The organism is Streptomyces sp. NPDC008163 (genome assembly GCF_042956885.1).
GTDB classification, from domain to species: domain Bacteria; phylum Actinomycetota; class Actinomycetes; order Streptomycetales; family Streptomycetaceae; genus Streptomyces; species Streptomyces drozdowiczii_A.
The window spans coordinates 384787-409488 of the sequence record NZ_JBIBHG010000004.1 but is presented as its reverse complement, the minus strand read 5'-3'; the positions used below and the strand labels follow the sequence as shown (position 1 = coordinate 409488).

The following is a 24702-nucleotide window of genomic DNA, read 5'->3' as shown; positions in this document are numbered from 1 at the left end:
GAACGGTGCGCCGCGCGGTGAGGATGTGGGCATGGGATTCCATGTCGACTCCGAGGCCGGGCGGCTGCGCCGCGTCATCCTGCACCGCCCCGATCTGGAACTGAAACGGCTCACGCCGAGCAACAAGGACGCGCTCCTCTTCGACGACGTGCTCTGGGTGCGCCGGGCCCGTCAGGAGCACGACGGCTTCGCCGACGTGCTGCGCGACCGGGGCGTCGAGGTGCACCTCTTCGGCGACCTGCTGCGCGAGGCGCTGGAGATCCCGGTCGCCCGGCGCCTCGTGCTGGACCGGGTCTTCGCCGAGAAGGAGTACGGCCCGCTCGCCACCGAGCATCTGCGTGCCGCCTTCGAGGAGTTGACCGCGGCCGAGCTGTGCGAGGCGCTGGTCGGCGGGATGACCAAGCGGGAGTTCCTGGACCGGCACAAGGAGCCGGTCTCGGTGCGCTTCCACGTCATGGACCTGGACGACTTCCTGCTCGGCCCGCTCCCCAACCACCTCTTCACCCGGGACACCTCGGCGTGGATCTACGACGGCGTCTCGATCAACGCCATGCGCTGGCCCGCCCGGCAGCGCGAGACGGTCCACTTCGAGGCGATCTACCGCCACCACCCGCTCTTCACCGGCCCCGAGGCGGGCGCCTTCCACCACTGGTCCGAGGGGCAGGACGACTACCCCTCCACCATCGAGGGCGGCGACGTCCTCGTCATCGGCAACGGTGCCGTGCTCATCGGCATGAGCGAGCGCACCACCCCGCAGGCCGTCGAGATGCTCGCCCGGGGGCTCTTCGACGCCGGCTCGGCCCGGACCATCGTGGCGCTGGACATGCCCAAGAGCCGGGCATTCATGCACCTCGACACCGTGATGACCATGGTCGACGGGGACACCTTCACCAAGTACGCGGGCCTCGGCATGCTCCGCTCGTACACGATCGAACCCGGCGACGGGCCGCGCGATCTCAAGGTCACCGACCATCCGCCCGAGCAGATGCACACGGCCATCGCCGAAGCGCTCGGTCTCGGCTCGATCCGGGTGCTCACCGCCACCCAGGACGTGCACGCGGCCGAGCGCGAGCAGTGGGACGACGGCTGCAACGTGCTGGCCGTCGAGCCCGGTGTGGTCGTCGCGTACGAGCGCAACGCCACCACCAACACGCATCTGCGCCGGCAGGGCATCGAGGTCATCGAGATCCGGGGCAGCGAGCTGGGCCGAGGCCGGGGCGGGCCGCGCTGCATGAGCTGCCCGGTCGTGCGGGACGCGGTGTGACGGGCGGCGGGGGATCCGTACCGCGAGACGGCTCTGTATAGCGATGCATTGCGTCGTATAGGGTTCCAGCGTTACGGTATGCGTCCCCCGTCCGACCCAGGAGCAGTCACCATGGCCATAGACCTCGCAGGCCGCCACTTCCTCAAGGAGCTGGACTTCACGGCCGCGGAGTTCCGCGGCCTGATCGAGCTGGCCGCCGAGCTCAAGGCCGCCAAGAAGTCGGGCACGGAGACGCAGCGGCTGCGTGGCCGGAACCTCGCGCTGATCTTCGAGAAGACGTCGACCCGCACCCGGTGCGCGTTCGAGGTCGCCGCCGCCGACCAGGGCGCCTCGACCACGTATCTCGACCCCTCCGGCTCCCAGATGGGGCACAAGGAGTCGGTCAAGGACACCGCACGCGTCCTCGGCCGGATGTTCGACGGGATCGAGTACCGGGGCGACAGCCAGGCGGCCGTCGAGGAGCTGGCCGCGTACGCCGGGGTGCCGGTCTTCAACGGGCTGACCGACGACTGGCACCCGACCCAGATGCTCGCCGACGTGCTGACGATGACCGAGCACAGCGAGAAGCCGCTGGAGGAGATCGCGTTCGCCTACCTCGGCGACGCCCGCTTCAACATGGGCAACTCCTACCTGGTCACCGGCGCCCTGCTCGGCATGGACGTGCGCATCGTCGCGCCCAAGGCGTACTGGCCGGCCGAGACGGTCGTCGCCGAGGCCCGTGCGCTCGCCGAGAAGTCCGGCGCCCGGGTCACGCTCACGGAGGACGTGGCCGAGGGGGTGCGCGGCGCGGACTTCGTCGCCACCGACGTCTGGGTCTCGATGGGCGAGCCCAAGGAGGTCTGGGACGCCCGCATCGCGGCCCTCGTGCCGTACGCCGTCACGATGGACGTCCTGCGGGCGACCGGGAACGCCGGGGTGAAGTTCATGCACTGCCTGCCCGCGTACCACGACCTCGGCACCGGGGTCGCGCGCGAGATCCACGAGCGGCACGGGCTGAGCGAGCTGGAGGTCAGCGACGAGGTGTTCGAGTCCGAGCACTCCGTCGTCTTCGACGAGGCGGAGAACCGCATGCACACGATCAAGGCCGTGCTGGTGGCGACGATGGCCGCCTAGCAGCCCGGTGCTCCGCATGTTCATACATCCAATTGGGTGAATATGCGGACAGGTGTCTATGATGGTGCCGATTGGTGGGGTTCGAGCTCGCACGCTCGAACCCCCTTTTCGTGCGCGCGACGGCCCCCACCGCCCGAGCCGCTTTCCCCCCACGCGTACCACCGAAATGAGACACCGCCGTGAGCCCCCTGCGCCTCCCCGGCCCCCCGCACCGCGTCAAGGACCCGCACCGGCTGATCGCCGAATCCGGCGCCGACCTGGAGGGGCACGGCCTCAGGCGCACCATGGGCCTGTTCCAGCTGGTGTGCTTCGGGGTCGGAGCCGTCGTCGGGACCGGCATCTTCGTGGGCCTGTCCGACAGCGTGGCGGAGGCCGGGCCCGCCGTCGTGGTCTCCTTCGTCCTCGCGGCCGTGACCTGCGTCTTCACGGCGTTCTCGTTCGCCGAGCTGGGCAGTGCGATCCCGGTGTCCGGAAGCTCGTACTCCTTCGCCTACGCCACGCTCGGCGAACGCCTCGCCTTCCTCGTCGGCTGGTGCCTGCTCCTGGAGTACGGCGTCTCGGTCTCCGCCGTCGCGGTCGGCTGGAGCCAGTACGTCAACGAACTCCTCGACAGCCTCTTCGGCCACCAGCTGCCCGCCGCGCTCTCCGCCGGACCGTCGGACGGCGGTGCGATCAACCTGCCGGCCGTGATCGTGGTCATGATGGCCGCGACGCTGCTGGTGCGGGGCGTACGGGAGAGCGCGACGGCCACCGCCGCGATGGCCGTCCTCAAGCTGGTCGTCCTGGCCCTGTTCTGCGTCATCGCGTTCACCGCGTTCGAGCGCGGCAACCTCGCCCCGTTCGCCGCCCACGGCGCGGGCGGCGTCACGGCGGGCGCGTCGCTGGCGTTCTTCTCGTACATCGGCTTCGACGCGATCACCACGGCGGGCGAGGAGGTCAAGAACCCCCGGCGCAACATCCCGCTCGCGATCATGATCTGCATCGGCCTGGTCACCCTGCTCTACTGCGCGGTCGCCCTCGCCGCGATCGGCGCGCTCGGCCCGGACGCCGTCTCGGACAAGCCCGCCGCGCTCTCGCTCATCGTCGACCAGGTCACCGGCTCGTCCGTGGGCGGCGGCGTCATCGCCTTCGGCGCGGTCGTCGCCATCGCCTCGGTGGTCCTCGCGGTGATGTACGGGCAGACCCGCATCCTCATGTCGATGTCCCGCGACGGCCTGGTCCCGAGGGTCTTCGAGCGGGTCTCGCCGCGCACCGCGACGCCGGTCGCCAACACCTGGATCGTCGCCGTCGTCTTCGCGGTCCCTGCGGCCTTCTCCTCGCTCGACATGGTGGTGAACCTGACCACCATCGGCACGCTCGCCACCATGGTCGCCGTCAACGCAGCCGTCCTCGTGCTGCGCCGCCGCAACCCCGAGGTGCGCGGCTCCTTCCGGGTCCCGCTCTACCCGCTGAGCCCGCTCATCGGCATCGGCTTCTGCGTCTATCTGATGTACGGCACCGGCTGGACGACCTGGGTCCAGTTCGCCGTGTTCCTCGCGGCCGGCGCGCTCGTCTACGCGGTCTACGGCCACCGCCGCTCACGGCTGGCGGAGGCCTAAAGGGGCGGCAGCCGGAACCAGACCGCCTTGCCGCGCTCGGTCGGGCGGTGGCCGCAGGACGAGCTGAGCGTGCGGATCAGCAGCAGCCCCCGGCCGTGCTCCTGCCACGGGTCCGGTACGTCGTCGGGCTCCGGGCGGGACAGATCGCCGGGCGGGGCCGGGTCGCCGTCGTGCACCTCCACCTGGCAGCCGGCCGGGAGGAGCTCCACCACCAGCTCTATGGGCTCGTCGCCCGGGGTGTGCTCCACCGCGTTCGCGACCAGCTCGGCGGTGAGCAGTTCGGCGGTGTCGCTGTCGGCGGGCGCGTCGATGTCCGTCAGCACCGAGCGGATCAGCGCGCGGGCGATCGGCACGGCGGCGGCGGTGTGCGGCAGGGTGATGCGCCAGGAGGGGGGTGGCGGTCCGTCGGGGGGCACGAGGTTTCCGTTCGGGTGAGCGCGGAGGGTCCTGGGCTCAGACGGTTCCGCGCTCAAGACTTCTTGGGTCCAACCTTACGAAGCGGGGCGACGGCGACAAGGGCCTGCGGTCCGGCACAGAGGGGACGTTCGTCACTGGACCCGCCCGCCGATGTATCGCGTACTCGTGACGGCAGTCACGTAACGGTGATAAATTCGGGGTCAGGCAGCAGCGACGGCCGAAGGGGATGCCCCGCCATGAGCCCGTTCACCGGCTCCGCACCGCGTACGCAGCACTGGCGCCATCTGCGGGTCACCGTCGAGGACGGCGTCGCGCACGTCACCCTCGCCCGGCCCGAGAAGCTCAACGCCCTGACCTTCGGCGCCTACGCCGACCTCCGCGACCTGCTGGCCGAGCTGGCCCGGGAGCGCTCCGTGCGGGCCCTGGTGCTCGCCGGTGAGGGACGCGGCTTCTGCTCCGGCGGCGACGTCGACGAGATCATCGGCGCGACGCTCGCGATGGACACCGCCCAGCTCCTCGACTTCAACCGGATGACCGGCCAGGTCGTCCGCGCGGTCCGCGAGTGCCCCTTCCCCGTCATCGCCTCGGTGCACGGGGTGGCAGCCGGGGCCGGCGCCGTCCTCGCCCTCGCCGCCGACTTCCGCGTCGCCGACCCCACCGCCCGGTTCGCCTTCCTCTTCACCCGGGTCGGGCTCTCCGGCGGCGACATGGGCGCGGCCTATCTGCTGCCCCGGGTCGTCGGCCTCGGTCACGCCACCCGGCTCCTGATGCTCGGCGAGCCGGTCCGCGCCCCCGAGGCCGAGCGGATCGGCCTGGTCAGCGAGCTCACCGACGAGGGCGACGCGGACAAGGCCGCCGCAGCGCTCGCCCGCCGCCTCGCGGACGGTCCCGCGCTCGCCCTCGCCCAGACCAAGGCGCTGCTCACCGCCGAGCTGGACATGCCGCTGGCCGCCGCCGTCGAGATGGACGCCGCGACCCAGGCCCTCCTGATGCACGGCGAGGACTACGCCGAATTCCACGCCGCGTTCAGCGAGAAGCGGCCGCCCGCCTGGCGCGGCAAATGACCGCCCCGGCCGCCGGCCCGCACCGGATCGCGGTCATCGGCGGCGGCCCCGGCGGGCTCTATGCCGCGGCCCTGCTCAAACGCCTCGGCCCCGACCGCGAGATCACCCTCTGGGAGCGCAACGCCCCCGACGACACCTTCGGCTTCGGCGTCGTCCTCTCCGACGAGACCCTGGGCGGCATCGAGCACGCCGACCCGGTCGTGCACCGCGCCCTCCAGCGCGAGTTCGTCCGCTGGGACGACATCGACATCGTGCACCGGGGCCACACCCAGACCTCCGGCGGCCACGGCTTCGCCGCCCTCGGCCGCCGCCGCCTCCTGGAGATCCTGCACGAACGCTGCGCCGGGCTCGGCGTCGACCTCCGCTTCCGCACGCAGGCCCCGCCCGCCGCCGAACTCGCCGGCACGCACGACCTGGTCATCGCCGCCGACGGCGTGCACAGCGCCACCCGCGACGCGCACGCGGAGAGCTTCCGGCCCCGGATCACCGGACACCGCTGCCGCTACATCTGGCTCGCCGCCGACTTCGCCCTGGACGCCTTCCGCTTCGAGATCGCCGAGACCGGTTACGGCGTGATGCAGCTGCACGCCTACCCGTTCTCGCGGTCCCCGTCCCCGGAGGGCGCGGGCGCCTCCACCGTGATCGTGGAGATGCGCGAGGAGGTGTGGCGGGCGGCCGGATTCGACGTACCCGACCCGGCCGAATCCATCCGCGAGTGCGCCAGGATCTTCGCGAACGCCCTCGGTCACCGGCCGCTGCGCTCCAACAACTCCGCCTGGCTCACCTTCCGTACCGTCGTCAACGCGCACTGGTCGCACGGGAACACCGTCCTCATCGGGGACGCCGCGCACACCGCGCACTTCTCCATCGGCTCCGGCACCAAGCTGGCCGTGGAGGACGCCCTCGCGCTCGCCGCCTGCGTCGAGGAGCAGCCCTCGCTGCCCGCCGCGCTCGCCGCGTACGAGAGCGAGCGGCGGCCGGTCGTGGAGTCCACGCAGCGCGCGGCGGCCGCCAGCCTGCGCTGGTTCGAGGAGCTGGGTACGTACGTGGACCAGCCGCCCCGGCAGTTCGCGTTCAACCTCCTCACCCGCAGCCGCCGCGTCACCCACGACAACCTCCGGCTGCGCGATCCGGCGTTCACGGCCGGGGTGGAGGAGGAGTTCGGCTGCCTGCCGGGCACCCCGCCGATGTTCACCCCGCTACGGCTGCGCGGCCTGGAACTGCGTAATCGCGTCGTCGTCTCGCCGATGGACATGTACTCGGCCGCCGACGGCGTCCCGGGCGACTTCCACCTCGTCCACCTCGGCGCCAGGGCGCTCGGCGGCGCCGGGCTCGTCATGACGGAGATGGTCTGCGTCAGCCCCGAGGGCCGCATCACCCCCGGCTGCACCGGCCTCTACTCCGACGAACAGGCAGCGGCCTGGACCCGGGTCACCGACTTCGTGCACACCGCGTCCCCCGGCACGGCCATCGGCGTCCAGCTCGGCCACTCCGGCCGCAAGGGTTCCACCAAGCTCATGTGGGAGGGCATCGACCAGCCCCTGGACCACGGCAACTGGCCGGTCACCGCAGCCTCGCCACTGCCGTACGCGCCCGGGGTCAACCAGGTCCCGCACGCCCTGGACCGGGCCGGTCTGGACGAGGTCCGCGAGCAGTTCGCCGCCGCCGCCCGGCGCGCCGAAGCCTGCGGCTTCGACCTCCTCGAACTGCACTGCGCGCACGGCTATCTGCTCTCCGGATTCCTCTCGCCGCTCACCAACCAGCGCACCGACGCCTACGGCGGACCGCTCGCCCACCGCCTCCGCTTCCCGCTGGAGGTCTTCGACACGCTTCGCGAGCTGTGGCCCGACGACCGGCCGATGACCGTCCGGATCTCCGCCACCGACTGGGCGGAGGGCGGCACCACCGCCGAGGACGCCGTGGAGATCGCCCGTGCGTTCGTCGCGCACGGGGCCGACGCCATCGACGTCTCCACCGGCCAGGTGGTGCCCGGCGAGCGGCCCGAGTACGGGCGGTCGTACCAGACCCCGTACGCGGACCGCATCCGCAACACCCTGTGCGTGCCGGTGATCGCGGTCGGCGCGATCTCCTCCTGGGACGACGTCAACTCGCTGCTCCTCGCGGGCCGCGCCGACCTCTGCGCCCTGGCCCGCCCTCACCTCTACGACCCGCACTGGACGCTCCACGCGGCCGCCGAGCAGGGCTACCCCGGCCCCGGCGCCCCCTGGCCCCTCCCGTACCGCGCGGGCAGCCGCATCCCGCCCACGGGGCGCACCGACGCCCCGAAGCCGCGCCTCACTCTGGGCTGACCTGCAGGCACTCGTGGCACAGGCACGGGTCCGGGTGCGGGGCCGCATGGTGGGTGTTGCGCCCCAGGCGCGCGACGCGCTCCAGGAACTCCGCCCATTCCACCGCCTCCTCCCTCGACCACACGAGCCGGCCCTCGCAGCGCCGGAGCACGGCGGGGGAGTACACCAACTGGGCCCGGAAGGTGTGCAGGTGGCGCGTGCCGGTGTCGATGGTGATCCAGTGACCGGTGTGCCGGCCGTGGCCCACCGCCGTCAGCTGCTCGTTGCCCATCCCGGGATAGGTGTCGATGACATGGACCTTCGCGCCCGCCCGGAACGCCTTGGTGCCGGAGCGGAACTCCTGGCCCAGCTCCCCGTACCGCCGCCACCGCACGACGTTCGCCGCGACCAGCCAGCGCGGCTCGGGCGCCTCAGTCATGGTCCGGCTCCGCCGGGCGGGCGGCGGGCCAGGCGCCGGCCGCGTCGAGGAAGACGCCGGGGTCGTCGGTGAAGGTCCGGCTCATGGACCCGCATTCTGCCGCCCCCGGTCCCGGCCCGACAGTCCTATTTCCGGTGCGCGAACTCCGCCCCCGCGTCCCGCAACCGCTCGTGCAGCGCCCGGAACACCTCGGCCGACCGGGCCCCCGGCCACGCGTCGGGCAGCAGTTCCCCGGGCAGCCCCGGGTCGGCGTAGGGCACCCGGCGCCAGGAGTCCAGTGCGGTGAGGTAGTCCCGGTAGGCCGCCTCCGGGTCCGCCGCCGCGTCGCCGCGTGCCTCCCAGGCCCTGAGCACCGGCTCGTGGCGTTCCAGGAAGCCGTGGTGGAGCCGGGCCACCGCGTCCAGGTCCCACCAGCGGGCCACGGCCTCGCGGGTCGCGGAGAAGCTCAGGTGGTCGCCCCGGAACAGATCGACGTACGGGGCGAGTTCCAGCCGTTCCAGGGTGTGCCGGGTCTCGTCGTACAGCCCCGCCGGGGCGATCCAGACACCGGGGGCGGCGGTGCCGAAGCCGAGCCGGGACAGCCGCGAGCGCAGCAGGTGCCGCTTGTGGCGCTCCGCCTCGGGCACCGAGAACACCGCCAGTACCCAGCCGTCCGCCAGCGGCGGGTCCGGGTGGCGGTAGATGCGCCGGTCGCCGTCGTCGAGCAGCTGGCGGGCGTCCGCCGACAGGGCGTATCCGGCCGCCCCGTCCGCTGTGCGCTCCGCGACGAGCAGCCCGCGCCGCTTCAGCCGGGAGACGGACGAGCGTACGGCGGGCGCGTCCACGCCGACGGCGCCGAGCAGCCGGACCAGACCGGCCACCGGCATCGGCCCGTCGCCGGGGGTGCGGCCGTACGCCCCGTACAGGGTGACGATCAGTGAACGGGGGGTGTGCGGTTCGACCATGTGATCATTCTCGGTCCGGCGCGGGCCCGGCCGCACCGGGTTCGCCCGCGCGGAGCCTGAACCGTTGCAGTTTTCCCGTGGCGGTGCGGGGGAGATCCGGCAGGAACGTGATGCTGCGGGGGCACTTGTGCGGGGCCAGCTCCGCCCGCATGAACGTGCGCAGCTGGTCCGCCGTCAGCTCCGCGCCCTCCCGCAGCACCACGTACGCCGCCACGATCCGGCCGCGCAGCTCGTCCTCCTGGCCCACCACCGCCGCCTCCGCCACGTCCGGGTGGCGCAGCAGGGCCTCCTCGACCTCGGGGCCCGCGATGTTGTACCCGGAGGAGATGATCATGTCGTCGGCGCGGGCCACGTAGCGGAAGTAGCCGTCCGCGTCGCGCACATAGGTGTCGCCGGTGATGTTCCAGCCGTGCCGTACGTAGTCGCGCTGCCGCTCGTCCGCGAGGTAGCGGCAGCCGACCGGGCCGCGCACGGCGAGCAGGCCCGGCTCCCCGTCCGGCACCGGCACCCCGCCGGAGTCCACCACGCGTGCCTGCCAGCCGGGGACAGGGACGCCCGTGGTGCCGGGGCGGATCGCGTCGTCGGCGGCCGAGACGAAGATGTGCAGCAGCTCGGTCGCGCCGATGCCGTTGATGATCCGCAGCCCGGTCCGCTCGTGCCAGGCGTGCCAGGTCGCCTCCGGCAGGTTCTCGCCCGCCGAGACACAGCGGCGCAGCGCCGACAGGTCGTGCCCGTCGAGATGGTCCAGCATCACCCGGTACGCGGTCGGCGCGGTGAACAGCACCGAGACCCGGTGCTCCGCCAGGGCGGGCAGCAGCTGCTTCGGGCCCGCCTGTTCGAGCAGCAGCGCGGACGCGCCCACCCGCAGCGGGAACACCACCAGACCCCCGAGCCCGAAGGTGAAACCGAGCGGCGGACTGCCCGCGAACACGTCGTCGGGCCCGGGCCGCAGGACGTGCCGCGAGAAGGTGTCGGCGATGGCCAGCACATCGCGGTGCAGATGCATGCAGCCCTTGGGCCGGCCGGTGGTCCCCGAGGTGAACGCGATCAGCGCCACGTCGTCCGACGCCGTGTCCACCGCCCGGTACGGGCCCGGCCGGGCGGCCGCCAGCCGCAGCAGGTCGTCCGGTGCCCCACCCCCGTACGCCGTGATCCGCAGCCCGGGCACCTCCGCCCGCGCCAGGTCCTCGACCGACCGCGCGTCGCACAGGGCGTGGCTCACCCGGGCGATCGAGCAGATCGTGGCCAGCTCGGACGCCCGCTGCTGCGCCAGTACGGTGACGGCTACCGCGCCCGCCTTCAGCACCGCCAGCCAGCAGGCGGCCAGCCGGGGCGTGGTGGGGCCGCGCAGCAGGACGCGGTTACCGGGGACGACCCCCAGGTCCGAGGTGAGGACATGGGCGATCCGGTCGACGAGGTCCCGCAGCTCCCCGTAGCTCAGCACCCCGCCGTCCGGCGTGCGGAAGGCGGGGCGGTCGGGGCCGAGGCGGTCGGCCGTGCGGTCCAGGAGCTCGGTGGCGCAGTTGAGCCGGTCCGGGTAATGCAGCTCGGGCAGGTCGAAGAGCAGTTCCGGCCACTGCTCCATGGGGGGCAGATGCTCCCTGGCGAAGCCGTCGATGTGCGCTGAGGTTTTCGGGTCCATGGTGTTCGGGTCCATGAAGCATCGCTCCCTTGTCGCCCTTGGAGCGTATCGTTTGGGTGACGGTAGTCAACGGTCCGCGATAAAGATGCTCAGGTGCAATCGATTCGATCAGATTCGACCAGATTCGACCAGAGAGGCGCCGGTATGACGGCATTCTCGCTCGATCCGGCACAGACCGCCTGGTGCGAGGAGCTGCGCACCCTGGCCCGTGACCGGCTCGCCCCGCTCGCCGCCGAGGGCGCGCCGGGGCACGTCAACCGCCCGCTGCTGGCCGCCCTCGGCGAGCTCGGCCTCCTCGACCGGCTGTTCGGCTCGGGCGCCCTGGACCTCTGCCTGCTGCGCGAATCGCTCGCCCGGGGCTGCACCGAGGCCGAGACCGCCCTCGCGCTCCAGGGCCTCGGCGCCTTCCCCGTGCTCCGGTCCGGCACCCCCGCCCAGCGCGAACGATGGCTGCCCGGGGTCCGCGCAGGCCGCCACGTCGCCGCGTTCGCGCTCAGCGAGCCCGGCGCGGGCTCCGACGCGGGCGCCCTCGCGCTCGACGCCGCCCCGGACTCCGGCGGCTGGCGGCTGACCGGCGAGAAGTGCTGGATCTCCAACGCGCCGGAGGCCGACTTCTACACGGTCTTCGCCCGCACCACGCCGGGCGCCCGGGCCCGTGGCGTCACCGCTTTCCTCGTCCCCGCCGACCGCGCCGGGCTGACCGGCACCGCCCTGGACATGCTCTCCCCGCACCCGATCGGGGCCCTCGCCTTCGACGGGGTCCGCGTCACGCCCGACGACCTGCTCGGCGAGCCGGACCGCGGCTTCGCGGTCGCCATGGACACCCTGAACCTCTTCCGCCCCAGCGTCGGCGCGTTCGCCCTCGGCATGGCCCGCGCCGCCCTCGACGCCGCCGTCGAGCACACCGCGACCCGGACCGCCTTCGGCGCGCCCCTCTCCGCCCTCCAGGCGGTGTCGCACCAGGTCGCCGAGATGGCCACCCGCACCGAGGCCGCCCGGCTGCTGGTCTACGCGGCCGCCGCCGCCCACGACGCCGGGGAGCCCGGGGTGCCGCGCCGGGCTGCGATGGCGAAGCTGTACGCCACGGAGACCGCGCAGTTCGTCGTGGACACCGCTGTCCAGCTGCACGGCGCCCGCGCCCTGCGCCGCGGCCATCTGCTCGAACACCTCTACCGCGAGGTACGCGCCCCGCGCATCTACGAGGGCGCCAGCGAGGTCCAGCGCACGATCATCGCCAAGGAGCTGTACGCGAACCGGGAGCCGACCGCATGAGCCCGATCCACCGCATCAACCCGCACGAACTCTCACCCGCCTCCGGCTTCTCGCACGCGGTCACCGCGACCGGCGGCCGGCTCGTCTTCCTGGCCGGACAGACCGCCCTGGACCAGCACGGCAAGGTCGTGGGCGACACCCTGCCCGAGCAGTTCGCGACCGCCCTCGGCAACCTCCTCACCGCCCTGCGCGCGGCGGGCGGTTCCCCGGCGGACCTCGCCCGGGTCACGGTGTACCCCACCGACGTCGCCGACTACCGGGCCCACGCCCCGGAACTGGGCCGGATCTGGCGCCGGATCGCGGGCCGCGACTACCCGGCCGTGGCGGTCATCGGCGCGGCCCGGCTCTGGGACGAACAGGCCCTGGTCGAGATCGACGGCATCGCGGTCCTGCCCTGAACGACGAACGCCCCCGCCGGGCCCGGAAACCGGGCCCGGCGGGGGCGTAACGTGCCGCCCTGCCTCAGTACGGCTGCACCAGCACATGGGCGGCGCCCGGGATGCCGATCTTCAGCAGTTCGTCCTCCTCCGGCGTCGTCTCGCCGCCCGTCTCCTGCTTCAGCACGGCGCGCGACATCGCCTGCACCCACATGGCGCGCGGACGGCGACGGGCCTCCCACACGTCCAGCGCCGCGTCGACGTCCGCCTCGGCGTCCAGTGACTCGGCGAGCACCAGCGCGTCCTCCACGGCCATCGCCGCGCCCTGCGCGATGTGCGGGGTGCTCGCGTGCGCCGCGTCACCGGCCAGGACCACCCGGCCCACGTGCCACGGCTCCTCGACCGTCACCTGGGAGATCCGCGAGTAGACGACCGCATCCGGACCGGTGACCTCGGCCAGTGCCTCGGCGACCGGCCCCGAGAACATCGCCAGCCGCTCCTTCAGCTGCTCGTGCGCCTCTTCCGGGTCCGGCCGGAAGTCCTCGGCCTCCGCGAAGACCGAGCCCAGGTACATCAGCTCCTCGGTGATCGGGGTGAGCAGCGCCTTCGCGGCCTGGCCCGCGGTGCCCATCACGACCCCCCGCACCTGCTTCTGACGGGGCACGGTGACGCGCCAGTTGGCGAAGCCGGTGTACTGGGGGGCGTAGCGGTCCCCGTACAGCCGGGTGCGCAGCGGCGAGCCGATGCCGTCGAAGCCGACGACGAGGTCCCAGCGGGCGGACGAGCCGTCGGACAGGGTGACGTCCACGCCGCCGCCGTCGTCGGTGAGCTCGGTGACGGTCGCGCCGAACCGGATCTTCGCACCGGCCGAGGTGGCCGCCGCGTTCAGCACCCGGGCGAGGGCGGGGCGGGGGATGCCGTTGTTGGAGGGGGCGTCGCCCATGCGCGGCTGCGGTATCTCGGCCAGGGTGTTGCCGGCCGGGTCCGCGATGGTCAGCACCTCCCACTCGAATCCCGCCTCCAGGCACTCCGCGAGGACCCCGATCTCCCGCATCACGTGCAGGGCGTTGGACGGCTGGATGATGCCGACGCCGAGGGCGTCGAGCTCGTCGCGGAGCTCGGCCACCTCGACGGTGTGGCCCCGCCGGGCCAGGGCGGTGGCGAGCGTCAGCCCGCCGATGCCGCCGCCGTGGATCAGGACGCGCAGAGGTGTTGCCATGTCGGATCTCTCCAGAGCGAGGAAGTTGAGAGGGAAGGGTCAGCCCACCGCGACGGGCAGGCTCATCAGGTGGTCCACGAGGGCCAGCAGCACATCCCGGCCGAACGGCCGCTCGCGCACGTCGCCGACCAGCAGCGGCACATGCGGGTCCAGGTCCAGGGCGGCCCTGATCTCGTCCGCGGTGCGGGTGTTGTGCCCGAAGAAGCAGTTGATCGCGACGACGAACGGGATGTCCCGGCTCTCGAAGAAGTCGATCGAGGCGAAGCTGCTCTCCAGCCGCCGGGTGTCGGCGATCACGACCCCGCCGAGGGCCCCGTTGACCAGGTCGTTCCACATGAACCAGAAGCGCTCCTGGCCCGGTGTGCCGAACAGGTAGACGACCAGGTCCTGGCTGACCGTGATCCGGCCGAAGTCCAGGGCCACGGTCGTGGTGTCCTTCTGGCCGACGCCGGCCAGGTCGTCCACGCCGATGCTGGCCGTGGTCAGAAGCTCCTCGGTGCGCAGCGGGGCGACCTCGCTGACGGCACCCACGAGGGTGGTCTTGCCGACGCCGAAACCGCCGGCTATCAGGATCTTGACGGCGGCGGGCGCCGCCTGACTGGTGGTCATGTTGGGTCAGAGTCTCCGGAGTCCGTCGCGAACAGCGGCCAGTACGCCCATGTCGGCGCCGCCGGACGCCCGGGCCACCGAGAGCGGGGCCCGGGCGGCCAGGAGGCCGGTGGCGACCAGGTCCGCCAGCAGGATCTTGGTCACCGAGATCGGCAGACCGAGGTCCGAGGCGACCTCGGCGACCGCCGCGGGCCGGCGGCAGCGCTCCAGGATCAGCCGGTGCTCCGGCTGGAGCCGGCCCGGGCGGGCCGCCGCGCCGTGCTCGTCCCGCGGATCGTGCGCGGTGGTGAGCACGGTGATGAGGGTGAGGTCGTCCCGGTCGGGGGCCGTCCTGCCGCGGGTGATGGTGTACGGGCGCACCATCGTTCCCGCGGCGTCCTCGCCGTCGTCCTCGAAGTCCCCCTGCCCGTAAGGCCAGTGGCCGGTCACGCCCGCGGCCTGTCCCCGGCGCCGAAGGCGTCGAAGTCGTCCCGCGCCGGGGTACTGAGCTTCTGGCCGACCTGGAGGACGAGGTTGTGCATGGCGAGCGACATGATCTCGGCGTCCACCTCCTGCGAGGCGATGACGGCCAGGTGGGTGCCCTGGCCCGCCGAGATGATGAAGAGCCACAGATCCGCCAGCTCCACGATCACCTGGTGGACGCCGCCGCCGTCGAAGAGCTGGCCCACACCTCGGGCCAGACTCTGCTGACCGGTGCAGATCGCGGCCAGGCGCTCGGCGTCGGGCCGCTCGATGGTGCGCGAGTGGCTCACCACCAGCCCGTCGTCCGACAGCAGGACGGCGTTGATGGTCTCGGCCACCGAGTCGACCAGACCGTCGAGGAGCCAGTCGAGGTCCTGGCGAGTGGCGGTAGTGCGTGTCATGTCCGTTCTTCTCTCGTGAGGTCGGGCTGCGTCGGCGGCTCGTCGGTGGCGCGGGCGGCGCGGGACCGGCGCTGGAAGGCTCCGATCGCCGCACCCGCGCGGTGCGGGGCGGTCCGGGGCGGCGGGTCCTCGGCCCTGGCCTGCGGCCGGGCCGCGGCGGCCGGCGCGGCCGGGTCGACCCGCAACTCGTCGGCGAGGCTGGCCTGACGCACCCGGCGCGGCAACGGCGGATCCCCGAGGGGCGCCCCGGGCGGCGCGGCGGGAAGACCCGCCCCCCGGCCCGGCGCGGGCTGCATGGCCTGGGCGGCCGGCCCGGCGTGTACGGGTGGCCCGGCGTGCACGGGCGCCCCTGCCCCCGCAGGCGGCCCGGCATGCACGGCAGGTTCCGGCTGCGGGGGCAGGGACACCGGGAAGCCGTCCGCGTCCAGCTCGCCCGTCAGATAGGTGTCCGGGTAGGGCTGCCGCGGAGCGCCGTACGGCTCCGAGGGCTCCGGATACGCCTGGTGGGCGACCGGGTACTGCCCCTCGGCGGTCATGTACGGCTGCCCGGCGTCCGCGTACCCGCCGTGGTGCGCCGCCTCGTCCTGCCGGGCGGCGGCGCCTCCGTACACGTCGTCCCGCTGCCCGTACGCGTGCCCGTCCGTACCGGCGTACGGGGGCCCGGGCTCGGGTGCGTCCGGCGCGTCCGGCGCGTGCAGGGCGGTGACCCCGGCGAGGGCCCTGCCCCGGCCCCGGCTGGGCAGCGCGTCGGAGTCCCGGAGCGGGGCGGTGGGCCGGGCGGGCTCCTGCGCCCCGGCGGCGGGAACGGCCACCGGACCGGCGTGCGGGCCGGGGACGGTGAGCGCGTCCGGGACCAGCACGACGACGCGGGTACCGCCGTACGCCGAAGGGCGGAACTCCACCCGCAGCCCGTGCTGGTCGGCGAGGCGCGCGATCACGTACAGGCCGAGGCGGATGTCGTCGGCGTGGGCCAGCACGTCCATCCGCGGTGGCCGGCTCATCAGCTCGTTGGCCGCCGCGAGCTGCGCCTCGTCCATGCCGAGCCCGCGGTCCTCGACCTCGACGGCCAGGCCCCGGCTCACCTGGGCGGCCCTGACCTCGACGGGGCTGGGCGGCCGGGAGAAGGTGAGGGCGTTCTCGATCAGCTCCGCCAGCACATGGGAGACCGGTCCCACGGCCCGCGCCGCGAGCCACGGGGACCCGTCCAGGTCCAGCACCACGCGCTGGTAGTCCTGCACCTCGCCCTGGGCGGACCGCATGACGTCCAGCAGCGGTACGGGCTTGCGCCAGCGCCGGTGCGGGGAGCCGCCCGCGAGGATCACCAGGTTCTCCTCGTACCGCCGCAGGCGCGCGGTGAGGTGGTCGAGGTCGAAGAGACCCTCCAGGAGTTCCGGGTCCTCGTGCTCGTGCTCCAGCTGATCCAGTTTCTTCAGCTGCTGGCCGATGAGCTGCTGAGTGCGGCGGGCGATGCGCTGGAGCAGCCGCTCGAAGCCCCGGTGCTGGTCGGCCTGGTCGACGGCGGCGCGCAGGGCGCTGGTGCGGGCCAGGTCGAGCGCGTGGCCGAGCTGGGACAGTTCGTCCTTCGCGCCGGGATCGCCGCCGTCCCCGATGGCCCGGGCCTCGGCCTCGACATCGATGCGCTCGCCCCTGCCGAGCCGTTCGACCACCTCGGGCAGCGCCTTCTCCAGCTCCTCGGCCCGCTCCTGGAGCCGGCTGATCCGGCGGCGCAGATTGCGGGAGAGCCGCCAGGTGAACCAGATGACCGCGACGACGGCGGCGAGCCCGACGACCGTGGTCAGGACCACCTTGATCAGGAGGGAGACGACACTGTCCTTGCCCTCCGCGACCACCACGTCGGTGCGGGCCTCCATCAGCTCGACCAGCTGCGGCGTGAGCTCGTCCATCGCGCCGCGCCAGTCCGCCTCCTTCGCGCCGAGGGCGACGGAGCCGGCGGAGTCCGGGCCGGCCGGGCGCAGCACCTGGGTCTCCACCCGGGTCTTGGCCTTCCAGGCGGCGGAGCCGAAGACCTCCTGCCACTTGGCCTTCTCGTCCGCCGGGAGATAGGGGACGACCTTCGTCGTGTACTGGAACGACTGGGCGGAGACGGCCTGTCGGACCTCCTGGAGCTCCGCGGTGCTCAGCCTGCCCTTCATCCAGCCACGGGCGAGCAGCGCGTCCGAGCGGGAGATCATCTCCTTGGCCCAGAACAGGTCCACCAACGGCTGCGAGAGCGTGGTGATCCGGCCGTTGTCCACATGGCTGAGGGCGGTGAAGAGCCGCAGGTCGACGGCGATCAGGTCCGTGTAGTAGCGGTACACGGCCTTCTGCTGGTCGTTGTCGCCCTCGTCCACGAGTGCCCGCTGTGCTGGGAGTTGGGTGATCGCCGTACGGGCTTCGCCGACCGCGTCGCGTACCTCGCCGGGGGCGTCCGCGGTGTCGGTGTCGGACAGCGACTGGAAGCTGGTGATCGCCTTGTCCGTCAGCCTGCGCTGCTCGCGCAGGGCGTCGGTGGCGCCTCCCTTGCGGGCCAGCACCTCGGCGCTGAGCCGCCGCTCCTCCTGGAGGTTGTAGTACACGATGTTGGACGGCTGGCCGGCCTTCTGGGCCAACTGCCCTTGAGCCGCTTGCTTCTGGAAGTCGAGCAGAGTCTGACCACTGGTGACGGCCCAGAGGGCGGCCAGGGCAACACCGGGGACGACTGCCAGTACGAGAAGGGCCGTCCGCAGCGCCATTGTGGTCGAGCTGCTCCGCCGTGACGCGCGCGTGCGCAGGGCATGCTCCTTGACGTGGTACCGACCTCACGGTCGGTCAAATCCGTTGAGAACCAGGACGGATAGATAGTAGTCACAGTGCAAAAAAGAAATGGAAGTGGGATCACATGTTCAACATCTGGCACGCACATGATCACCATGAAACGGTGGCGCCCCTTCCGATCTGACCGGCCGCGCAGGGTGCGGCGGGTCGGACCGGTGAAGTGGCGCCGGGGATATATCTGTATTTAGTGCTCTCTGTCCGTTCGGTAGCCCCGCACACCCCGCCGCCCGCCGCCGCACCCCGCCGCCCCGCCGTATGACCGCGCTCATCGCCGCCCACTTCGTCCTCGCGGCCTTCGCGCGCCCGCTGGTGCGACAGCTGGGCGCGCGCGCCTTCCTCGTCCTCGCACTGCCGCCCGCCGCCACCACCTGCTGGGCGTTCACCCGGTGGGAGACGGCCGCCTCCGGCTCATCGGTGAACTGGTCCTGGGCCTGGATGCCCGACTACGGCGTCTCCGTGGACCTGCGCCTCGACGCGCTCGCCGAACTCATGGTGCTTCTCGCGTCCGGCGTCGGCACGCTCGTCCTGCTGTACTGCGCCTCCTACTTCGGCGACAGGACCCCCCGGCTCGCCGGCTTCGCCGGGAACCTCCTCGCGTTCGCCGGCGCGATGCTCGCCCTCGTCCTCAGCGACGACCTGATCTCCCTCTACGTCTTCTGGGAGCTCACCACCGTCTTCTCGTACCTGCTCATCGGCTACGACAGCGAGCAGCGCCACAGCAGACGCTCCGCCCTCCAGGCGCTGACCGTCACCACGCTCGGCGGGCTCGCCATGCTGGTCGGCTTCCTGATCGTCGGTCAGCAGACCGGGACGTACCGCATCTCCGCGATCCTGGCCGACCCACCCCCGGCGACCACCGCCGTCCAGGTCGCCGTCCTGCTCATCCTGTGCGGGGCCCTGTCCAAGTCGGCGGTCTGGCCGTTCAGCCTCTGGCTGCCCAACGCCATGGCCGCGCCCACCCCCGTCAGCGCCTATCTGCACGCCGCCGCGATGGTGAAGGCCGGGGTCTATCTGGTCGCCCGGCTCGCCCCGGCCTTCGCCGACGTGCCCGGCTGGCGGCCCGTCGTGATCGTCTTCGGCGCCGCGACGATGCTCCTCGGCGGCTGGCGCGCCCTCAGGCTCAACGACCTGAAGATCGTCCTGGCGTACGGCACCGTCAGCCAGCTCGGCTTCCTCACCCTCCTCGCGGGCGTCGGCAACCGCGACGCCGCCCTGGCCGCCGCCGTCATGATCCTCGGTCACGCCCTCTTCAAGGCACCGCTCTTCCTCGTCACCGGCATCGTGGACCACGCCACCGGCACCCGTGACCTGCGCAAGCTCTCCGGCGTCGGACGCGCCCTGCCCCACGTCTGCGCCGTCGCCGTGCTCGCCGCCCTCTCCATGGCCGCCCTGCCCCCGATGCTCGGCTTCGCCGCGAAGGAGTCGGCGTTCGAGGCGCTGCTGCACGGCGACACGGCGGACCGCTGGGCGCTCGGCATCACGGTCGCGGGCTCTGCGCTCACCGTGGCGTACACCGCCCGGTTCATCTGGGGCGGCTTCTTCCGCAAACCCGGGGTCGCCGACACCCCCGTGCACCGGGTCGGCCCCGCCTTCCTCGCCGCGCCCGCCGCGCTCGCCCTCTGCGGGCTCGTCCTCGGCCCCGGCGTCGGCTGGACCGACCGGCTGCTCAGCGCCTACGCCGACGCCTTCCCGGCCCCCGCCCACCCGTACCACCTCGCGCTCTGGCACGGCTGGGGCACCGCCCTCCTCCTCTCCGCCGTCGCCACGCTGGGCGGCGCGGTCCTCTTCGCCGCGCGGGACCGGATCGCCCGGCTGTCCCGGCGCATCGCCTGGCCCACCGCCGACGGCGTCTTCGGCCAGCTCCTCCTGGGCCTGGAACGGCTCTCCCTCCAGGCCACCGGCTTCGTCCAGCGCGGTTCCCTCTCCGTGTACCTCGCGACGACCCTGCTGGTGATGCTCGCCGGACAGCTCTCCGTGTTCGTCGTGGACCGGCCCTGGGAAGGGGCTTCGGCGCCCCGGCTCTGGGACGTCCCGCTCCAGGGCGCGGTAGCCGCCCTGACCTGTGCGGCGGCCCTGCTCTGCCTCACCGTCAGACGCCGTATGAAGGCCGTGGTGCTGGCCGGACTGACCGGTTACGGAACCGCGCTGCTGTTCGTCGTCCAGGGCGGCCCGGACCTGGCGCTCACCCAGTTCTGCGTCGAAACCGTGTCCATGATCGTGTTCGTGCTGGTCCTGCGGCGGATGCCGGTGCACTTCCAGGAGTCGGTGAGCCCCTGGCGGCGGGCCGTGCGCATCCCGGTCGCCCTGGCCGCCGCCGCGACACTCGGCGTGGTCGTCTGGGTCGCCGCCGCCGCGCGCACCGCGTCCCCGGCGGGCGCCGCCATGGTCGAGGAAACCGCGCACCACGGCCTCAAGGACGTCGTCGCCACCATCCTCGTCGACCTCCGCGCCTGGGACACCATGGGGGAGTCCGCCGTACTCGCCGCCGCCGCGATCGGTGTCACCAGCCTCATCTATCTGCACCGCCGCGCCGAGGGGACGGCCGCCCCCGCCGAGGTACGCGGGCACACCGCCTGGTCCGTGACCGCCGAGCCGCTGACCGGGGTGCCGCAGGGCGACGAGGGTGCGCCCGAGCGCGGCTGGCTGGCGGCGGGCTCCACGCTGGCGCCCGAGCACCGGTCCGTGGTCTTCGAAGTGGTGACGCGGCTGCTGTTCCACCCGATCCTGGTGCTCTCGGTCTACCTGCTGTTCTGCGCCGAGAACATGCCGGGCGGCGGTTTCGTCGGCGGCCTGGTCGCGGGCCTCGCCCTGATCACCCGTTACCTCGCGGGCGGCCGCTTCGAACTCGCCGAGGCCGCGCCCCTGCAGCCCGGCCTCTTCACCGGGCTCGGCCTGTTCATCTCCACCGGGGTCGCCCTGATCGGCCTCTCGGACGGAACGGTCCTGCACGCCTGGACGTACCACGGCCACTGGCCGCTCGTCGGCGACTTCGAGTTCGGCACCCCGGTCATCTTCGACTGCGGGGTCTATCTGCTGGTCCTCGGCGTCGTCCTCGACATCGTGCGGGCCCTCGGCGCCAAGATCGACCGGCAGATCGAACGCGCCGCCGCCGAGAAGGCCGCCGCCCGCGAGGCCGGACCGGAGACCGGGGAGGCCACCCCATGACCGTCAGCGCCTCGCTCCTCGCCACCGCGGCGGTCCTCTGCGCGGTCGGCGGCATCCTCATGCTGACCCGCCCCCTGACCCGCATCCTGCTCGGCGCGGTCATCGCGGGCAACGGCATCAACCTGTTCATCCTGTCCGCCACCGGCCGGGCCGGCCGCGAACCGCTGCTGTACGGCGTCGACCTCGGCCGGGTCACCGACCCGCTGCCCCAGGCCATCGCGCTCACCGCGATCGTCATCACCCTGGCCACCACCGCGTTCCTGCTCGCCATGGCCTACCGCGGCCACCAGCTCACCGGCACCGACGAGGTCCACGACGACCTGGAGGACCGCCGTATCGTGCTGCGCGCCGAAGTGCTGGACGAGCGCGACGAACTGCGCGCCCGCTTCCGCGAAGACGGCGACCGCAGCGCCGAGGCCCGCCGCGCCTACCGCGACGAACGCCGCCGCCTGCGGGCCCGGCTGCGCGCCGACCGCGCCCTCCAGGCCCGGGGCCGCGACGCCACCGGCGACCTGTGGCACGACGTCCTGGGCGCGGACCCGGAGGACTACGCGAAGCGCGCCGGGGACCCGCAAGCCGGGGAACGACCCGACTCCGACAAACCGGGAGGCACCGGATGAACGCCCTCGTCCCGCTGCCGGTGCTGCTGCCGCTCTGCGCGACCGGCCTGAGCCTCGCCTTCGGCACCCGGCTCAAGCAGATCCAGCGCCTCGTCAGCGTCGCCGTGCTCACCGCCGTACTCGGCCTCTCGATCGCCCTGATGATCGCCGCCGACACGGACGGGCCGCTCTCCGTGCACCTCGGGGACTTCGCGCCGCCGCTCGGCATCACCCTGGTCGCCGACCGGCTCTCCGGGCTGATGCTGACCATCTCCTCCGCCGTCACGCTGTGCGTCCTCGTCTACTCCCTGGGCCAGGGCATGGCGGACCGGGACGAGGAGACGCCCGTCGCCGTCTTCCACCCGGCGTATCTGATCCTGGTCGCCGGGGTCTCGTGCACCTTCCTCGCCGGAGACCTGGTCAACCTCTACGTCGGCTTCGAGATCATGCTCGTCGCGAGCTTCGTCCTGCTGACGCTCGGCGGCACCGGCCCGCGCATCCGGGCGGGCTCCACGTACGTGATCATCTCGCTGTTCTCCTCGATGCTCTTCCTGACCGCCATCGCCATGACGTACGCGGCGACCGGCACCGCCAACTTCGCCCAGCTCGCGGAGCGCCTGGGCACGCTTCCGCTGGGCGTCCAGACCCTCATCCAGGCCATGCTGCTGACCGTCTTCGCGATCAAGGCGGCCGTCTTCCCGCTCGCCGCCTGGCTGCCCGACTCCTACCCGACCGCGCCCGCCCCCGTCACCGCCGTCTTCGCCGGACTGCTCACCAAGGTCGGCGTCTACTGCATGCTGCGCACCGAGACCCTGCTCTTCCCCGGTAACCGGCTCGGCGACCTGCTGATGGCGGCGGCCCTCGCCTCGATGATCGTCGGCATCCTGGGGGCCGTGGCGCAGACCGACCTCAAGCGGCTGCTCTCCTTCACCCTGATCAGCCACATCGGCTACATGGTCTTCGGGATCGGCCTCGCCACCCGGGACGCGTACGGCGGCGCGATCGTCTACGTCGTCCACCACATCACCGTCCAGACCACGCTGTTCCTGGTCGCCGGGCTCATCGAACGCCGGACCGGCACCACCGAACTCACCCGGATCGGGGGCATCGCCCGGGCCGCCCCCGCCCTCGCCGTCCTCTTCTTCGTGCCCGCGATGAACCTCGCCGGAATCCCGCCGCTGTCCGGCTTCATCGGCAAGCTGGGCCTGATGCGCGCCGGTGTCGCCGACGGCGGGGTGTGGGCCTGGATCCTCGTCGTCGGGGCGACCGTGACGAGCCTGCTCACGCTGTACGTGATGGCCAAGGTCTGGAACCTCGCCTTCTGGCGGGCGGCGCCCCCGGGCCAGGCCGCCACCGGTACGGTCCTGGAGTCCGACGACGACAGCGACGACGACGATGCCGACGAGGGCCCCGACCGGATGGCCGGCACCGGCGACGAGGGCGTCCGCATCCGCCACCAGCCGGCCGGGCTCGCCGTCGCCGCCACGCTCCACGGCCACGCCGTCACCACCACCAGCGTGCTGCCCCGCCCGATGACCTGGGCGACCGCCGCCGCCGTCGGACTCGGCCTCGCCTTCACCGTGTTCGCCGGGCCGCTCACCTCGTACACCGACCGCGCCGCCACCGAACTCATCGCCCGCACGCCGTACACCCAGGAGGTGCTGGGCCGGTGAAACGCATCGTCACCTTCTCCTTCCGGAACAAGGACCTGCCGCCGTTCAGCGCCGCGTTCGGCGCCCGGCACCGGCGGGTGCTCGACCTCCCGCTGATCGCCTGGCTCACCGTCATCTGGGTGCTCCTGTGGTCCAGCCTGAACTGGGCGAACCTGCTGACCGGGGCCGTGGTCGCGGTGGTGGTCTGCCTGGCCTTCCCGCTGCCCAAGGTCGACCTGGGGCTGCGGCTGCACCCCTGGGGCATCCTGCGGCTCGCCGGCTATCTGCTGTACGACATGTACACCTCCGGTGTGAAGGTCACCCGGCAGATCCACGGACGGCAGCCGCGCCGGGCGGCCGTCATCGCCGTACCGCTCCGCTGCCGCTCCGACCTGATGCTCACCGCGACCGCCGTCACCGTGTCGAACGTGCCCGACGGCTCCGTGGTCGAGGTCCGCCGCGCCACCGCCACCGTCTTCCTGCACGTCCTGGACGCCGGCGACCCGGCCGAACTGGAAGCCGCCCGGCGCTCCGTGTGGCGCCTGGAGGAGCTGACCGTACGCGCCTTCGGCACCCGCGACGAGATCGAGCGGGTCGCCGCCCCGCCCCCGGACACCCCGCACACCGGCGCACGGCCGGGAGACCAGGAGGAGCGGCCATGAGCGCGCCCCAGACCGTGGACCGGGTGCTGCTCGTGGCAGCCGTCGTCCTCATCCTCGTCGCCGGCGCGCTGCTGCTCGCGCGCGTCTGGCGCGGGCCCTCGATGCTCGACCGGGCCATCGCGCTCGATGTCTGCGCCGCGCTCATCATCGCCGGGCTCGGCGCCAAGTCCGCCTTCGCGCGCGACCCCTTCTACTTCCCGATCATGCTGGTCCTGGCCTTCCTCGGCTTCACCGGCTCGGTCGGCATCGCGCGCTTCATCGCCGTACGCGACCGGCCGCCGGGCCATCCGCATCATCCCGGCGGACAGCGGAACGGCGGCGGAACCCCATGAGCGTCTGGCTCCAGATCCTGGACACGGCGGGCGCGGCGCTGGTGCTCATCGGCGCCGCCATCTGCCTGCTCGGCGTCATCGGCATGCTGCGGCTGCCGGACGTCCTGTCCCGCAGCCACGCCGCGACCAAACCGCAGGCGCTCGGCATGCTCATCGTGCTCGCCGGGGTGGCGCTGCGGCTGCGCAGCGGCATGGACCTGGCGACGCTGGCGCTGATCGGCTTCTTCCAGCTGATGACCGGCCCGGTCGCCGCCCACCTCGTCGCCCGCTCGGCGTACCGCACGGGCCAGGTCGACCACGCGGAACTGCTCTTCGACGACCTGGACGAACAGCTCACCGAGGAGACCTGAGCGGCCGGTCTTCTCACAC

22 protein-coding genes are annotated in these 24702 nt (G+C 72.7%); 13 read left to right on the top strand and 9 right to left on the bottom strand.

The features are described from left to right. Positions 1–31: 31 nt before the first annotated feature. The 3 genes from ACFZAT_RS12270 to ACFZAT_RS12260 all read left to right on the top strand — a co-directional run bounded on the left by ACFZAT_RS12270 (position 32) and on the right by ACFZAT_RS12260 (position 3975). A complete protein-coding gene (locus ACFZAT_RS12270) occupies positions 32–1264 on the top strand; it encodes an arginine deiminase (RefSeq protein ID WP_391263407.1) in 1233 nt (410 codons plus the stop codon). 111 nt (positions 1265–1375) lie between these two features. Then, the gene (argF, locus tag ACFZAT_RS12265; protein ID WP_391263405.1) at positions 1376–2377 is read left to right on the top strand and encodes an ornithine carbamoyltransferase; all 1002 of its coding nucleotides are present in this window, start codon (positions 1376–1378) and stop codon (positions 2375–2377) included. A gap of 179 nt (positions 2378–2556) precedes the next feature. After that, the gene (locus tag ACFZAT_RS12260; RefSeq protein ID WP_391263403.1) at positions 2557–3975 is read left to right on the top strand and encodes an amino acid permease; all 1419 of its coding nucleotides are present in this window, start codon (positions 2557–2559) and stop codon (positions 3973–3975) included. Here ACFZAT_RS12260 and ACFZAT_RS12255 read toward each other — a convergent pair. Continuing rightward, positions 3972–4391, bottom strand: coding sequence for an ATP-binding protein (locus ACFZAT_RS12255; protein WP_391263402.1), 420 nt, complete (start codon positions 4389–4391; stop codon positions 3972–3974). The two genes, ACFZAT_RS12260 and ACFZAT_RS12255, sit on opposite strands and share 4 nt — an antisense overlap. Positions 4392–4628: 237 nt before the next feature. Between ACFZAT_RS12255 and ACFZAT_RS12250 the strand changes: the two genes are divergently transcribed. Then, positions 4629–5456, top strand: a complete 828-nt coding sequence (locus ACFZAT_RS12250; protein WP_391263400.1) for an enoyl-CoA hydratase family protein — start codon at positions 4629–4631, stop codon at positions 5454–5456. Then, positions 5453–7765 (top strand): bifunctional salicylyl-CoA 5-hydroxylase/oxidoreductase, encoded by a 2313-nt coding sequence (locus ACFZAT_RS12245; protein ID WP_391263398.1) that lies wholly within the window; start codon positions 5453–5455, stop codon positions 7763–7765. Before ACFZAT_RS12250 ends, ACFZAT_RS12245 begins: the two co-directional genes overlap by 4 nt. Here ACFZAT_RS12245 and ACFZAT_RS12240 read toward each other — a convergent pair. From ACFZAT_RS12240 to ACFZAT_RS12230, 3 genes are all read right to left on the bottom strand, one after another. Beyond that, a complete protein-coding gene (locus tag ACFZAT_RS12240; RefSeq protein WP_391263396.1) occupies positions 7752–8183 on the bottom strand; it encodes a hypothetical protein in 432 nt (143 codons plus the stop codon). The two genes, ACFZAT_RS12245 and ACFZAT_RS12240, sit on opposite strands and share 14 nt — an antisense overlap. 125 nt (positions 8184–8308) lie before the next feature. After that, the gene (locus tag ACFZAT_RS12235; RefSeq protein WP_391263394.1) at positions 8309–9127 is read right to left on the bottom strand and encodes a PaaX family transcriptional regulator C-terminal domain-containing protein; all 819 of its coding nucleotides are present in this window, start codon (positions 9125–9127) and stop codon (positions 8309–8311) included. Positions 9128–9131: 4 nt separating this feature from the next. After that, a complete protein-coding gene (locus ACFZAT_RS12230; RefSeq protein ID WP_391263392.1) occupies positions 9132–10784 on the bottom strand; it encodes an AMP-binding protein in 1653 nt (550 codons plus the stop codon). Positions 10785–10913: 129 nt separating this feature from the next. Here ACFZAT_RS12230 and ACFZAT_RS12225 point away from each other — a divergent pair, with 129 nt between their 5' ends. After that, the gene (locus ACFZAT_RS12225) at positions 10914–12041 is read left to right on the top strand and encodes an acyl-CoA dehydrogenase family protein (RefSeq protein WP_391263390.1); all 1128 of its coding nucleotides are present in this window, start codon (positions 10914–10916) and stop codon (positions 12039–12041) included. Then, positions 12038–12439 (top strand): Rid family hydrolase, encoded by a 402-nt coding sequence (locus tag ACFZAT_RS12220; RefSeq protein WP_391263388.1) that lies wholly within the window; start codon positions 12038–12040, stop codon positions 12437–12439. The genes ACFZAT_RS12225 and ACFZAT_RS12220 overlap by 4 nt, the downstream gene beginning before the upstream one ends. A gap of 64 nt (positions 12440–12503) precedes the next feature. On the opposite strand, the gene ACFZAT_RS12215 is transcribed toward ACFZAT_RS12220, so the two are convergent. The 5 genes from ACFZAT_RS12215 to ACFZAT_RS12195 are packed head-to-tail and all read right to left on the bottom strand — an operon-like array spanning position 12504 to position 17841. Continuing rightward, entirely contained in the window at positions 12504–13637 is a 1134-nt protein-coding gene (locus tag ACFZAT_RS12215) for an FAD-dependent monooxygenase (RefSeq protein ID WP_391263386.1), read from the bottom strand. 39 nt (positions 13638–13676) lie between these two features. Further along, on the bottom strand, positions 13677–14246 hold the full coding sequence (locus ACFZAT_RS12210; protein WP_391263384.1) for an ATP/GTP-binding protein: 570 nt from the start codon (positions 14244–14246) through the stop codon (positions 13677–13679). A 6-nt stretch (positions 14247–14252) separates the two neighbouring features. Then, positions 14253–14675, bottom strand: coding sequence for a DUF742 domain-containing protein (locus ACFZAT_RS12205; RefSeq protein WP_391263382.1), 423 nt, complete (start codon positions 14673–14675; stop codon positions 14253–14255). Beyond that, the gene (locus ACFZAT_RS12200; protein ID WP_073966227.1) at positions 14672–15109 is read right to left on the bottom strand and encodes a roadblock/LC7 domain-containing protein; all 438 of its coding nucleotides are present in this window, start codon (positions 15107–15109) and stop codon (positions 14672–14674) included. The genes ACFZAT_RS12205 and ACFZAT_RS12200 overlap by 4 nt, the downstream gene beginning before the upstream one ends. Beyond that, entirely contained in the window at positions 15106–17841 is a 2736-nt protein-coding gene (locus ACFZAT_RS12195) for a nitrate- and nitrite sensing domain-containing protein (RefSeq protein ID WP_391263380.1), read from the bottom strand. The genes ACFZAT_RS12200 and ACFZAT_RS12195 overlap by 4 nt, the downstream gene beginning before the upstream one ends. A gap of 337 nt (positions 17842–18178) precedes the next feature. Between ACFZAT_RS12195 and ACFZAT_RS12190 the strand changes: the two genes are divergently transcribed. From ACFZAT_RS12190 to mnhG, 6 genes are read left to right on the top strand one after another with little or no spacing between them, the layout of a single operon-like run. Continuing rightward, positions 18179–21088: a Na+/H+ antiporter subunit A gene (locus ACFZAT_RS12190; protein WP_391263378.1), complete on the top strand. Its 2910-nt coding sequence runs from the start codon at positions 18179–18181 to the stop codon at positions 21086–21088. Continuing rightward, complete coding sequence (locus ACFZAT_RS12185; RefSeq protein WP_391263377.1) at positions 21085–21708, top strand: Na(+)/H(+) antiporter subunit C; 624 nt, start codon at positions 21085–21087, stop codon at positions 21706–21708. The genes ACFZAT_RS12190 and ACFZAT_RS12185 overlap by 4 nt, the downstream gene beginning before the upstream one ends. Beyond that, positions 21705–23360 (top strand): Na+/H+ antiporter subunit D, encoded by a 1656-nt coding sequence (locus ACFZAT_RS12180; RefSeq protein ID WP_391263376.1) that lies wholly within the window; start codon positions 21705–21707, stop codon positions 23358–23360. Before ACFZAT_RS12185 ends, ACFZAT_RS12180 begins: the two co-directional genes overlap by 4 nt. Continuing rightward, on the top strand, positions 23357–24001 hold the full coding sequence (locus ACFZAT_RS12175) for a Na+/H+ antiporter subunit E (RefSeq protein ID WP_391263374.1): 645 nt from the start codon (positions 23357–23359) through the stop codon (positions 23999–24001). The genes ACFZAT_RS12180 and ACFZAT_RS12175 overlap by 4 nt, the downstream gene beginning before the upstream one ends. Then, a complete protein-coding gene (locus ACFZAT_RS12170) occupies positions 23998–24333 on the top strand; it encodes a monovalent cation/H+ antiporter complex subunit F (protein WP_391263372.1) in 336 nt (111 codons plus the stop codon). The genes ACFZAT_RS12175 and ACFZAT_RS12170 overlap by 4 nt, the downstream gene beginning before the upstream one ends. Next, positions 24330–24683 carry a monovalent cation/H(+) antiporter subunit G gene (mnhG, locus tag ACFZAT_RS12165; RefSeq protein WP_391263370.1) on the top strand — a complete coding sequence of 118 codons (354 nt, stop codon included), beginning with the start codon at positions 24330–24332 and terminating at the stop codon, positions 24681–24683. The genes ACFZAT_RS12170 and mnhG overlap by 4 nt, the downstream gene beginning before the upstream one ends. Positions 24684–24702 lie beyond the last annotated feature (19 nt).